The organism is Microbacterium sp. CFBP 8794 (genome assembly GCF_014841235.1).
Lineage (GTDB): Bacteria > Actinomycetota > Actinomycetes > Actinomycetales > Microbacteriaceae > Microbacterium.
Genome location: NZ_JACYTT010000002.1, coordinates 131,431 through 144,358, shown reverse-complemented (window position 1 = coordinate 144,358; position 12,928 = coordinate 131,431). Strand labels below are relative to the sequence as shown.

Annotated in this window: 9 protein-coding genes and 1 tRNA gene; 9 read left to right on the top strand and 1 reads right to left on the bottom strand. The window is 69.1% G+C overall.

Translation table 11 applies throughout. The annotated features are described in order from the left end of the window. The 9 genes from trpC to IFU19_RS04320 all read left to right on the top strand — a co-directional run bounded on the left by trpC (position 1) and on the right by IFU19_RS04320 (position 12,362). Positions 1 to 777: an indole-3-glycerol phosphate synthase TrpC gene (gene trpC, locus IFU19_RS04360; protein WP_191915125.1), complete on the top strand. Its 777-nt coding sequence runs from the start codon at positions 1 to 3 to the stop codon at positions 775 to 777. Continuing rightward, the gene (gene trpB / locus IFU19_RS04355; protein WP_055837444.1) at positions 774 to 2,117 is read left to right on the top strand and encodes a tryptophan synthase subunit beta; all 1,344 of its coding nucleotides are present in this window, start codon (positions 774 to 776) and stop codon (positions 2,115 to 2,117) included. Before trpC ends, trpB begins: the two co-directional genes overlap by 4 nt. After that, on the top strand, positions 2,114 to 2,905 hold the full coding sequence (gene trpA, locus IFU19_RS04350) for a tryptophan synthase subunit alpha (protein WP_055837447.1): 792 nt from the start codon (positions 2,114 to 2,116) through the stop codon (positions 2,903 to 2,905). The genes trpB and trpA overlap by 4 nt, the downstream gene beginning before the upstream one ends. A gap of 10 nt (positions 2,906 to 2,915) precedes the next feature. Further along, on the top strand, positions 2,916 to 3,920 hold the full coding sequence (lgt, locus tag IFU19_RS04345) for a prolipoprotein diacylglyceryl transferase (RefSeq protein ID WP_055940197.1): 1,005 nt from the start codon (positions 2,916 to 2,918) through the stop codon (positions 3,918 to 3,920). Between the two features lie 52 nt (positions 3,921 to 3,972). After that, the gene (gltB, locus tag IFU19_RS04340; protein WP_249405350.1) at positions 3,973 to 8,550 is read left to right on the top strand and encodes a glutamate synthase large subunit; all 4,578 of its coding nucleotides are present in this window, start codon (positions 3,973 to 3,975) and stop codon (positions 8,548 to 8,550) included. Next, entirely contained in the window at positions 8,543 to 10,009 is a 1,467-nt protein-coding gene (locus IFU19_RS04335; protein WP_055837457.1) for a glutamate synthase subunit beta, read from the top strand. Before gltB ends, IFU19_RS04335 begins: the two co-directional genes overlap by 8 nt. Before the next feature lie 54 nt (positions 10,010 to 10,063). After that, positions 10,064 to 11,509, top strand: coding sequence for a pyruvate kinase (pyk, locus tag IFU19_RS04330; RefSeq protein ID WP_055837460.1), 1,446 nt, complete (start codon positions 10,064 to 10,066; stop codon positions 11,507 to 11,509). 78 nt (positions 11,510 to 11,587) lie between these two features. Beyond that, positions 11,588 to 11,668: transfer RNA gene (locus IFU19_RS04325), tRNA-Leu, on the top strand. 73 nt (positions 11,669 to 11,741) lie between these two features. Further along, positions 11,742 to 12,362 (top strand): ANTAR domain-containing response regulator, encoded by a 621-nt coding sequence (locus IFU19_RS04320; protein ID WP_055940193.1) that lies wholly within the window; start codon positions 11,742 to 11,744, stop codon positions 12,360 to 12,362. Positions 12,363 to 12,482: 120 nt separating this feature from the next. On the opposite strand, the gene IFU19_RS04315 is transcribed toward IFU19_RS04320, so the two are convergent. Continuing rightward, a complete protein-coding gene (locus IFU19_RS04315) occupies positions 12,483 to 12,914 on the bottom strand; it encodes a hotdog fold thioesterase (protein ID WP_055837944.1) in 432 nt (143 codons plus the stop codon). Between the last annotated feature and the right edge of the window lie 14 nt (positions 12,915 to 12,928).

Here is a 12,928-nt window from a genome sequence, read left to right as displayed (position 1 = left end):
GTGCTGGCCGATCTCACGGCCGGGGCAGTCGAAGACGCGCAGAAGCGCGAAAGCACGCGCTCTCTGTCGTCGGTCGAGCACGACGCGCTCGCGCAGTCACCGGCGCGTGACGCACTGGCGCTGCTGGCCCCCGCCGACCGGGTGAAGATCATCGCCGAGGTCAAGCGCGCGAGTCCCTCGCGCGGCGATCTCGCCGACATCCCCGACCCCGCGCTCCAGGCCCGACTGTACGAGCAGGGTGGCGCCTCGGCGATCTCCGTGCTCACCGAGGGCCGCAAGTTCAAGGGAAGCCTCGCCGACCTCGAAGCCGTCCGCGCGGCGGTCGACGTGCCGGTCCTGCGCAAAGACTTCATCGCCACGCCGTACCAGGTGCTCGAGGCCCGCGCATCAGGCGCCGACCTGGTGCTGCTGATCGTCGCCGCGCTCGACCAGAAGACGCTGGGTGAGCTGTACACGCTCACGAACGAGCTCGGGATGACCGCCCTCGTCGAGACGCACTCGGCCGACGAGCTGGAGCGCGCCGCCGACATCGGAGCCAGGCTCATCGGCGTCAACGCCCGCAACCTCTCGACCTTCGAGCTCGACCGCGACCTGTTCGGCTCCCTCGCCGATCGCTTCCCGGCCGACGCGACCAAGATCGCCGAATCGGCCGTGCTCACCCCCGCCGATGTGGCCCACTACCGCGCCGCGGGTGCGGACGTCGTGCTCGTGGGCGAGGCCCTCGTCACCGGCGACCCCGTCGCCACGCTCCGCGCGTTCCTCCAGGAGACCTCATGACCACCGTGCGCGATCAGAAGCTGCGCGATCAGAAGGGGCCGTTCTTCGGCGACTTCGGCGGCCGCTACATGCCCGAATCGCTCATCGCCGCGATCGACGAGCTCACCGCGGTCTACGAGTCGGCGATGGCCGACCCGGCCTTCCACACCGAGCTGACCGCGCTGCTGCACGACTACGCGGGCCGCCCCTCGGTCCTCACCGAGGTGCCGCGCTTCGCCGAGCACGCCGGCGGCGCGCGGATATTCCTCAAGCGCGAAGACCTCAACCACACCGGCTCGCACAAGATCAACAACGTGCTCGGCCAGGCACTGCTGACCAAGCGCCTGGGTAAGACGCGCGTGATCGCCGAGACCGGCGCCGGCCAGCACGGCGTCGCCACCGCGACCGCCGCGGCCCTCTTCGGCCTCGAGTGCGTCGTGTACATGGGCGAGGTCGACACCGAGCGTCAGGCCTTGAACGTCGCCCGCATGCGACTGCTCGGCGCCGAGGTCGTGCCCGTCACGACCGGCTCGCGCACGCTGAAGGACGCCATCAACGAGGCGTACCGCGACTGGGTGGCCTCGGTCGAGACCACCAACTACATCTTCGGCACCGCCGCGGGCCCGCACCCGTTCCCCGCGATGGTGCGCGACTTCCAGAAGATCATCGGCGAAGAGACGCGAGCGGAGTTCCTCGAGCGCCTCGGCCGACTCCCCGACGCCGTCTTCGCCTGCGTGGGCGGCGGGTCCAACGCGATCGGCATGTTCGACGCGTTCCTCGACGACGAGGGCGTCGCGCTCTACGGCGTCGAAGCCGCCGGTGACGGCGTCGACACGCCCAAGCACGCGGCATCCATCGGCCGGGGCCGCCCCGGCGTGCTGCACGGCGCGCGCACCTACGTGCTGCAGGACGAAGACGGGCAGACCACCGAGTCGCACTCGATCTCGGCGGGTCTCGACTACCCGGGCGTCGGCCCCGAGCACGCGTGGCTCGCCGACATCGGTCGGGCGCAGTACATCCCCGCCACCGACGACGAGGCCATGCAGGCCCTGCGTCTGCTGTCGCGCACCGAGGGCATCATCCCCGCCATCGAGTCGGCGCACGCCCTCGCCGGGGCGCTGCGCGTGGGGCGCGAGCTGGGCCCCGACGCCATCATCGCGATCAACCTCTCGGGGCGCGGCGACAAAGACATGGACACCGCCGCGCGCTACTTCGACCTGTACGACGCCGAGCACGCGACCGAGGGCCCCGAGGGCGGCGCGCAGACGCACGCCGCAGAGACCGTGGCCGCGGCCCCGGGTTCGCCCGTCGAGGTGACGCCGGCTCCGGATGCCGCGAGCGGTGCGGGAGTGGAGCTGTGACCTCTCGCGTCGCCGCGGCCATCGAGGCCGCCCACGCCGAGGGCCGGGGCGCCTTCGTCGGCTACCTGCCCGCGGGCTTCCCCGACGTCGCCACGAGCATCGAGGCCGCTGTGGCGCTGGCCGAAGCCGGCGCCGACGTCATCGAGCTCGGCCCGCCCTACAGCGACCCCGTCATGGACGGCCTCGTCATCCAGGAGGCCACCCAGACGGCGCTGGCGAACGGGTTCCGCATGCGCGACCTGTTCACGATCATCCGCGAGGTCACCGCCCGCACCGACGTGCCGGTGCTCGTCATGACGTACTGGAACCTCGTCGAGCAGTACGGCGTCGACCGCTACGCCGACGACCTCGTCGCCGCCGGGGGAGCGGGGCTCATCACCCCCGACATCACCCCGGATGCCGCGGCCGAGTGGATCGCCGCGAGCGAGCGCACCGGCCTCGACCGGGTGTTCCTCGCCGCCCCGACGTCGTCCGACGACCGCCTGAGAATGATCGTCGAGGCCTCCACGGGCTTCGTCTACACCGTCTCGACCATGGGGATCACGGGCGAGCGCACCCAGCTCGACGCCGCGGCCCGTGACCTGGTCGCGCGGCTCCGCGCGTTCGGCGCCACGCACGCGTGCGTCGGCATCGGCATCTCCAACGCCGCCCAGGTGGCGGGCGTGGTCGAGTACGCCGATGGCGCGATCGTGGGCACGGCCCTGGTCAAGGCGCTCCGCGACGGCGGCGTCGAAGGGTTGTCCACCCTTGCTCGCGAGCTGTCCGCGGGTGCCGTGCAGCGCGCTTAGACTCGTCAGCATGACGTTCGCCCTCTCGAGCGCCGCCTCCGGCGTGCTCGCCAGCATCCCGAGCCCGACCATCTCGTCGTTCAATATCGGTCCAATTCCCATCCGTTTCTATGCCCTGTGCATCGTCGCGGGAATCATCGTCGCGATCTTCCTCACGAACGCGCGCCTGACGCGTCGTGGCGCCGAGAAGTGGGTCGTCATCGACATCTGCCTGCTGGCGGTCCCGCTCGCGATCGTGGTCGCGCGCATCTATCACGTCGTCACGCACCCGGGCTTCTACTTCGGCCCGGGCTCCAACCCGTGGAACATCACCGAGCCGGGCTCCGTGTGGGCCATCTGGGAGGGTGGCATCGCCATCTACGGCGCACTGATCGGTGGCGCCATCGGCGCGTTCCTCGGCTGCAAGTGGACCGGCATCCGGTTCTGGACCTTCGCCGACGCACTTGCTCCCGGGCTCATCATCGCGCAGGCCATGGGACGCTTCGGCAACTGGTTCAACCAGGAGCTCTTCGGTCAGCCCACCGACCTTCCCTGGGGCCTCGAAATCGCCTCGGGCAACCCGGCCATCCCCGTCGGACTGCCAACCGGCACGCTTTTCCAGCCGACCTTCCTCTACGAAGTCATCTGGAACCTGCTCGGCGCCGCCGTCATCCTGTGGGCGGGAAAGCGCTTCACCCTGCAGTGGGGCAAGCAGTTCGCGATCTACCTCGTCTGGTACTCCGCGGGCCGCATCGTCTGGGAATCCATCCGAATCGACCCCAGCGAGATCATCCTGGGCCTGCGCACGAACGTCTGGGCGGCCATCTTCGGCGTCGTCCTGGGCATCGTGATCTTCGCCGTGCAGTCGCGTCGTCACCTCGGTCTGGAGCCGTCGCCCTACGTCCCCGGTCGCGAGAGCAAGGCTCCCGGGGCTGTAGACTCAGGCGACCCCTCTGACTTCGTCGACGTGAGCGAGCCGCCCGCGACGAGCGACACCGTCGGCACCAGCGCCACAAGCAGCCCCGCCACGAACTAATTCTCCGGGCCGACGTCGTCCCATTCGAAGCATCAACGTGAGGACGGTTGATATGGCTTCCAGCCTGCGTTCCGACACCGTCGGAGGAACGTTCCCGGTCCGCCAGGGAATGTACGACCCGTCGTTCGAGAAAGACGCCTGTGGCCTCGCCATGGTCGCCACTCTCCGCGGCGTGGCCGGCCACGACATCATCGATCTGGCGCTGACGGCGCTGCGCAACCTCGAGCACCGTGGGGCGATCGGCTCCGACGCGGGCACGGGCGACGGTGCCGGCATCCTCACCCAGATGCCCGACGCCTTCCTGCGCGCTGTCGTCGACTTCGACCTGCCGCCGGTGGGGGAGTACGCCGCCGGCATGGTCTTCCTGCCGCTCGGCCACGACGAGCGCGCGGCGATGAAGGCGGGGATCGAAGAGATCGCCCGCCACGAGAACCTCGAGGTCCTCGGCTGGCGCGAGGTGCCCGTCGAGCACGAGAACCTCGGCAAGCTCGCCTACGAGGCCCGACCCGCCTTCGAGCAGCTGTTCATCGCGCGCCCGGCCGTCGGCGATCAGCCCGCCCTCTCGGGGATCGAGCTCGACCGCCGCGTGTACCGCCTGCGCAAGCGCGCACGCCACGAGATCGACGCGTACTTCGTGTCGCTGTCGAGCCGGACGCTCGGCTACAAGGGCATGGTCACGACCCTGCAGCTCGAGCCGTTCTACCCCGACCTGTCGGACGAGCGCTTCGTCTCGGAGCTCGCCGTCGTGCACTCGCGGTACTCCACCAACACCTTCCCGTCGTGGCCGCTCGCGCAGCCGCTGCGCATGCTCGCGCACAACGGCGAGATCAACACGGTGAAGGGCAACCGCAACTGGATGCGCGCGCGCCAGTCGCAGCTCGAGTCCGAGCTCATCGGCGACGTGCGTCCGCTGCTGCCGATCTGCACCGAGGGTGCCAGCGACTCGGCCTCGTTCGACGAGGTGCTCGAGCTGCTCACGCTCACCGGGCGCAGCCTCCCGCACGCGATCATGATGATGGTCCCCGAGGCGTACGAGAAGCAGGCCACGATCGACCCCGATCTGCGTGCCTTCTACGACTACCACTCCATGCAGATGGAGCCCTGGGACGGCCCCGCCGCCCTCATCTTCACCGACGGCACGGTCGTCGGCGCCACGCTCGACCGCAACGGGCTGCGCCCGGGTCGCTGGACCGAGACCACCGACGGCCTCGTCGTGATCGGTTCCGAGACCGGCGTGCTCGATTTCGCGCCCGAGCGCATCAAGCGTCGCGGCCGGCTGCAGCCCGGTCGCATGTTCCTCGTCGACACGGCCCAGCGCCGCATCGTCGAAGACGAAGAGATCAAGACCGAGCTCGCGAGCCTGCAGCCGTGGGGCGAGTGGGTCGACAAGGGCCGCGTCAAGCTCAGCGAGCTGCCCGAGCGCGAGCACATCGTGCACCCGATCGCCTCGATCACCCGCCGCCAGCGCACCTTCGGCTACACCGAAGAAGAGGTGCGCATCCTGCTCACCCCCATGGGTCAGGGTGGCGCCGAGCCCCTCGGCGCCATGGGCAGCGACGCGCCCGTCGCCGTGCTGAGCGACCGTCCGCGCATGCTGTTCGACTACTTCTCGCAGCAGTTCGCGCAGGTCACCAACCCGCCGCTCGACTCGATCCGCGAAGAAGTCGTCACCTCGCTGTCGCTGGGTCTCGGTCCGGAGCGCAACCTGCTCGACTGGGGACCCGACCACACCCGCACGGTCACGCTCGACTTCCCCGTGATCGACAACGACGAGCTCGCCAAGATCCAGCACATCGACACCGCCCTGCGCGGACGGTCGTCGGTGACGATCCGCGGTCTGTACCGCGTCGAGGCCGGTCACAAGGGGCTGCAGAAGCGTCTGACGCAGATGTGCAGCGAGGTCGACCAGGCGATCGAAGACGGTGCCGAGTTCATCGTGCTCAGCGACCGCGACTCGAACAAGGACCTCGCTCCGATCCCGTCGCTGCTCATGCTGGCCGCCGTGCACCACCACCTCATCCGCAAAGAGACGCGCATGAAGGTCGGGCTGGTCGTCGAGGCCGGCGACGTGCGCGAGGTGCACCACGTGGCGACCCTCATCGGGTACGGCGCGTCGGCGGTGAACCCCTACCTGGCGATGGAGACCGTCGAGTACCTCGTGCGGGCGGGCTTCATCACGGGCATCACGCCGCAGAAGGCCGTCAAGAACCTGATCTACGCGCTCGGCAAGGGCGTGCTGAAGATCATGTCGAAGATGGGCATCTCGACGGTGTCGTCGTACGCCGGCGCCCAGGTCTTCGAAGCCGTGGGCCTGTCGCGCGACTTCGTCGACGCGTACTTCACCGGCACCGAGTCCAAGCTCGGTGGTGTCGGACTCGACGTCATCGCCGCCGAGAACGCCTCGCGCCACGAGTATGCCTACCCCCAAGACGCGGCGGCCCGCGCGCACGAGCGCCTGTGGACCGGCGGCGAGTACCAGTGGCGTCGCGACGGCGCCCCGCACCTGTTCAACCCCGACACGGTGTTCCGCCTGCAGCACGCCACGCGCGAGCGCCGCTACGACATCTTCCGCGAGTACACGCATCTCATCGACGACCAGGCGCACGAGCTCAAGACGCTCCGCGGCCTGTTCTCGTTGCGCACCGACGTGCGTCCGCCCGTGCCGATCGACGAGGTCGAACCGGTCTCGGCCATCGTGAAGCGCTTCTCGACCGGTGCGATGAGCTACGGCTCGATCTCGAAAGAGGCGCACGAGGTGCTCGCGGTCGCCATGAACCGGATCGGCGGCAAGTCGAACACCGGCGAGGGCGGAGAAGACGTCGACCGTCTGCTCGACCCCGAGCGTCGCAGCGCCATCAAGCAGGTGGCATCCGGTCGGTTCGGTGTGACGAGCCTGTACCTCACCCAGGCCGAGGACATCCAGATCAAGCTCGCCCAGGGCGCCAAGCCCGGCGAGGGCGGTCAGCTGCCTCCGACCAAGGTGTACCCGTGGGTGGCGCGGACGCGTCACGCGACCGCGGGCGTGGGCCTCATCTCGCCCCCGCCGCACCACGACATCTACTCCATCGAAGACCTCAAGCAGCTGATCTTCGACCTCAAGCGCGCCAACCCCTCGGCCCGCATCCACACCAAGCTCGTGAGCCAGTCGGGCATCGGTGCGGTCGCCGCCGGCGTCGCCAAGGCGCTCAGTGACGTCATCCTGGTCTCGGGCCAAGACGGCGGGACGGGTGCGAGCCCCATGAACTCGCTCAAGCACGCGGGTACGCCCTGGGAGCTCGGCCTGGCCGAGACGCAGCAGACGCTCATGCTCAACGGCATGCGCGACCGCGTGGTCGTGCAGGTCGACGGGCAGATGAAGACCGGCCGCGACGTCGTGATCGGCGCGCTGCTGGGCGCCGAGGAGTTCGGTTTCGCGACCGCCCCCCTCGTCGTCTCGGGCTGCATCATGATGCGCGTGTGCCACCTCGACACGTGCCCCGTGGGTGTCGCGACGCAGAACCCCGTGCTGCGCTCGCGCTTCACCGGCAAGGCCGAGTACATCGTCACCTTCATGGAGTTCATCGCCCAGGAGGTGCGGGAGTACCTCGCCGCCCTCGGCTACCGCTCGATCGACGAGATCGTCGGGCGCACCGACCTGCTCGACGTGAACGAGGCGATCCAGCACTGGAAGGCGCGCGGGCTCAACCTCGCGCCGATCCTCGAGGGACCCCGCTTCGCCGACGACGAACCGCGTCGACACGCGCGCAACCAGAACCACGAGCTCGAGGAGCACTTCGACGTGCAGCTCATCGAGCGCGCGCAGGACGTCATCGCGCACGGCGGTCAGCTCACGATCGACCTGCCCATCCGCAACACGGCCCGCGCGGTCGGGACCATGCTCGGCCACCACGTCACCAAGGCGCGCGGCGAGCACGGTCTGCCCGAGAACTCGATCGACGTGCGTCTGACCGGCTCGGCCGGACAGTCGTTCGGTGCGTTCATGCCCGCCGGCATCACGCTGCGCCTCGAGGGCGACTCCAACGACTACGTCGGCAAGGGCCTGTCGGGCGGAACGATCGTCGTGCGCCCGCCGCGCGGCTCGTCGTTCGCGGCCTCCGAGAACGTCATCGCCGGAAACGTCATCGGCTACGGCGCCACGCAGGGGCAGATGTTCCTCAACGGCGTCGTCGGCGAGCGGTTCCTCGTGCGCAACTCCGGCGCGACGGCGGTCGTCGAGGGCGTGGGCGACCACGCGCTCGAGTACATGACCGGTGGACTCGCGGTCATCCTCGGCGACACGGGCCGCAACCTCGGCGCGGGTATGTCGGGCGGCCAGGCCTACGTCTACCGACTCGACAGCGACCTCGTGAACCGCGAGGCCCTGGCATCCGGCGAGCTCGTTCTGGGCGCCCTCGGATCCGGGGATGCCGAGATCTTGCGCGATCTGCTCGAGAAGCACGTCGCAGAGACCGATTCCACCCTCGCCCGTCGTCTGCTCGACGACTTCGAGACCGAGGTGGACAATTTCGTCCGGGTGCTGCCGCGCGACTACGCCGCCGTGCTGCAGACCCGCCAGGAGGCGGTTGCCGAGGGGCTCGACCCCGACGGCGACGTCGTCTGGAAGCGCATTCTGGAGGTGACGGGTGGCTGACCCGAAGGGCTTTCTCAAGACGACGGAGCGCGAGCTCCCGAAGCGTCGACCGGTGCCCGTGCGCATCATGGACTGGAAAGAGGTGTACGAGCCGGGGGATTCGGCCGTCATCAAACGCCAGGCCGGGCGCTGCATGGACTGCGGCATCCCGTTCTGCCACAAGGGCTGCCCGCTCGGCAACCTGATCCCCGAGTGGAACGACCTCACGTGGCGGGGCGAGGGCCGTGCCGCCATCGAGCGCCTGCACGCGACGAACAACTTCCCCGAGTTCACCGGACGGCTCTGCCCGGCGCCCTGCGAGAGCTCGTGCGTGCTGGGCATCAACCAGCCCGCCGTGACGATCAAGCAGGTCGAGGTCTCGATCATCGACGAGGCCTTCTCGAACGGCTGGGTCGAGCCCGAGCCGCCCGAGCGCCTCACCGGCAAGACCGTCGCCGTCGTGGGCTCCGGTCCCGCCGGCCTCGCCGCGGCACAGCAGCTGACGCGTGCGGGTCACACGGTCGCCGTGTTCGAGCGCGACGACCGCATCGGCGGCCTCATGCGCTACGGCATCCCCGACTTCAAGATGGAGAAGCGCCACCTCGAGCTGCGACTGCGGCAGATGCAGGCCGAGGGCACGCGTTTCCGCGCGGGCGTCGAGATCGGCAAGGACATCTCGTGGAGCGACCTGCGGGCGCGCTACGACGCCGTCGTGGTGGCCACCGGTTCGACCCTGCCGCGCGACCTGGCGATCCCTGGCCGCGACCTCGACGGCGTGCACTACGCCATGGAGTACCTCATCGAGGGCAACAAGGCCGTCGCCGGCGACCAGGTGCCGCAGCAGATCTCGGCCGAGGGCAAGCACGTCGTCGTCATCGGCGGTGGCGACACGGGCGCCGACTGCATCGGCACCGCGCACCGTCAGGGCGCGCTGAGCGTGACGAACCTCGCCATCGGCAAGCAGCCGCCGTCAGAGCGCCCCGAGAACCAGCCGTGGCCGATGATGCCGAACCTCTTCGAGATGGCCTCGGCCCACGAAGAGGGCGGGGAGCGCTCCTTCCTCGCGTCGACCGTCGAGTTCCTCGGCAACGCCGCGGGCGAGGTCCGGGCCCTGCGGGTCGCCGAGACCGAGTACCTCGACGGCCGCCGTGTGCCCAAGAGCGGCACCGAGCGCGAGATCCCCGCCGACCTCGTGCTGATCGCCATGGGCTTCACCGGCCCCGAGAGCGCGCACCTCAGCGACCAGCTGGGCACGCGGTTCACCGATCGCGGCAACGTCGAACGCGATGCCACCTACGCGACCTCGACGCCGGGCGTGTTCGTCGCCGGCGATGCGGGTCGCGGCCAGTCCCTCATCGTGTGGGCCATCGCCGAGGGCCGTGCGGCCGCCGCCGAGGTCGACACGTTCCTCATGGGCGAGACGGTGCTGCCCGCACCGGTGCGCCCGACCGATGTCGCCATCGGCCTCCTGCCCACCTAAGCTGGCAAGGGCCGATCGGCCACTTCCCGAAAATTTCACGGAGCTTGAAACCGGATGAGACGCGCCAAGATCGTCGCAACACTCGGGCCCGCCACGTCGTCGTATGAGATGGTTCGCGCCATCATCGACGCCGGTGTGGATGTCGCCCGCCTCAACCTGAGCCACGGAGATTACTCCGTGCACGATGCCAACTTCGCCAACGTGCGCAAGGCGGCAGAAGACGCCGGTCGCCCGGTCGCCGCCCTCGTCGACCTCCAGGGTCCGAAGATCCGCCTCGGCAAGTTCGAGAACGGCCCCCACGACCTGCTGCCCGGCGACATCTTCAAGATCACCATCGAAGACATCCTCGGCACCAAAGAGATCGTCGGCACCACGTTCAAGGGCCTTCCGCAGGACGTCCGCCCCGGCGACTTCCTGCTGATCGACGACGGCAAGGTCCGCGTCGAGGTCGTCGAGACCGACGGCACCGTCGTGACCACCAAGGTCATCGTCGGCGGTCCGGTCTCGAACAACAAGGGCATCAACCTGCCCGGCGTGGCCGTCAACGTGCCCGCGCTGAGCGAGAAGGACGAAGCCGACCTGCGCTGGGGCCTCAACGCCGGCGCCGATCTGATCGCGCTGTCGTTCGTCCGCGACGCCAGCGACATCACCCGCGTGCACGAGATCATGGCCGAAGAAGGACGCTACGTCCCCGTCATCGCCAAGATCGAGAAGCCGCAGGCGGTCGACAACCTCGAAGAGATCATCGACGCGTTCGACGGCATCATGGTCGCCCGTGGCGACCTGGGCGTCGAGCTGCCGCTCGAGGCCGTGCCGATCGTGCAGAAGCGCGCCGTCGAGCTGGCCCGCCGCATGGCGAAGCCCGTCATCGTCGCGACGCAGATGCTCGAATCGATGATCACCAGCCCGGTGCCCACCCGCGCCGAGACCAGCGACGTCGCCAACGCCGTCCTCGACGGTGCGGACGCTGTCATGCTCTCGGGCGAGACCAGCGTCGGCGACTACCCGGTCGTGGTCGTCGAGACCATGGCGCGCATCGTGGAGTCCACCGAAGAGCACGGTCTCGATCGCATCGCGCCGCTGACCAACAAGCCGCGCACCCAGGGCGGCGCGATCACCCTCGCCGCCGTCGAGGTCGCCGACTTCGTCGAGGCCAAGTACCTCTGCGTCTTCACCGAGTCCGGCGACTCGGCACGTCGCATGTCGCGCCTGCGTGCGACCATCCCCATGATCGCGTTCACGCCCGAGCCCGGCATCCGCCGCCGCCTGGCGCTGACGTGGGGCGTGCGCTCCACCCTGGTTGAGCACGTGTCGCACACCGACAAGATGTTCCTGCAGGTCGACGACTACCTGCTGTCGAACGACCTGGCCAAGGTCGGCGACAAGGTCGTGGTCATCTCGGGTTCCCCTCCCGGAATCGCGGGCTCGACCAACGACCTGCGCGTGCACCGCGTCGGCGACGCCGTGCACGGCGCGGCTCCCGGTTACCAGGACGTCTGAGTCCCGACGACGCGCGCCGGTTCGTTCCGGCGCGCGTCGTCTTTCGTTCCCGCCCGGTAGATTGGGAACGCAACACCTGCCGGTGTGGCGGAATGGCAGACGCGGGGCACTCAAAATGCTCTGTCGAAAGACGTGTGGGTTCGAGTCCCACCACCGGTACCCGCGACAGCATCCCGTGCGATCGGGGGCTGCGATCCGGGGGATTGTCCCCTCCCAGACTTAGGATGGTTCCGTGACTGATCAAGAAGCCGTTCCGGCCAGCGCTCCGAACGCACCTCGACGCGTCGTCGTGGCCGAAGACGAGTCGCTCATTCGCCTCGACATCGTCGAGATCCTGCGCGACAACGGCTATGACGTCGTGGGCGAAGCGGGCGACGGCGAGACCGCCGTGCAGCTCGCCACCGAGCTGCGTCCCGATCTCGTGATCATGGATGTCAAGATGCCGCAGCTCGACGGCATCAGCGCCGCCGAGAAGCTCAGCAAGAACCACATCGCCCCCGTGGTGCTGCTCACCGCCTTCAGCCAGAAGGAGCTCGTCGAGCGTGCCAGCGAGGCCGGCGCCCTGGCGTACGTGGTGAAGCCCTTCACGCCGAACGACCTGCTGCCCGCCATCGAGATCGCCCTCGCCCGCTACGAGCAGATCATCACGCTTGAGGCCGAGGTCGCCGACATGGTCGAGCGCTTCGAGACCCGCAAGCTCGTCGACCGGGCCAAGGGCCTGCTCAACGAGAAGATGGGCCTCAGCGAGCCCGAGGCCTTCCGCTGGATCCAGAAGGCGTCGATGGACCGCCGCCTGACCATGCAGGACGTCGCCAAGGCGATCATCGAGCAGCTGGCCCCCAAGAAGGGCTGACGAGACCTCTCGCGAAATGGATGCCACTCGGGTGGCATCCATTTTTCGTTCCCGGGGGAGGGGGTCGGCGGAGGGCCGAGCCGATCAGCGCAACGGTAAGGGTCGCGTGCGCGACGAACATCAGCGCGCGGGGGCGTCCTTGATCATGTTCGTGATGCGCACCGTCGAGCAACGGCGGCCCTGCTCGTCGGAGATCGCGATCTCGTGCACCGTCAGCGAACGCCCCAGGTGGATGGGCGTGCAGACGCCGGTGACATGGCCCGAGGTGGCTGAGCGCGTGTGCGTGGCGTTGATGTCGATGCCGACGGCCAGGCGCCCCGGACCCGCGTGCAGGTTGGCGGCCATCGATCCCAGCGACTCGCCGAGCACGACGTAGGCGCCCCCGTGCAGCAGGCCGACCGGCTGGGTGTTGCCCTCGACGGGCATGGTGGCCACGCACCGGTCGACGGTGAACTCGACCCACTCGAGGCCCATCTTCTCGGCGAGGGCGCCCATTCCGCGCAGCTTCGCCCAGTCGAGGCCGGACACGGAGTCGGAGGGTGTGGACGTCATCATCGCCTTCGTCG

Coding starts and splice junctions, on each gene's coding strand:
- trpB (WP_055837444.1), top strand. CDS start 774: ATGACCACCGTGCGCGATCAGAAGCTGCGCGATCAGAAGGGGCCGTTC.
- lgt (WP_055940197.1), top strand. CDS start 2,916: ATGACGTTCGCCCTCTCGAGCGCCGCCTCCGGCGTGCTCGCCAGCATC.
- pyk (WP_055837460.1), top strand. CDS start 10,064: ATGAGACGCGCCAAGATCGTCGCAACACTCGGGCCCGCCACGTCGTCG.
- IFU19_RS04315 (WP_055837944.1), bottom strand. CDS start 12,914: ATGACGTCCACACCCTCCGACTCCGTGTCCGGCCTCGACTGGGCGAAG.
- gltB (WP_249405350.1), top strand. CDS start 3,973: ATGGCTTCCAGCCTGCGTTCCGACACCGTCGGAGGAACGTTCCCGGTC.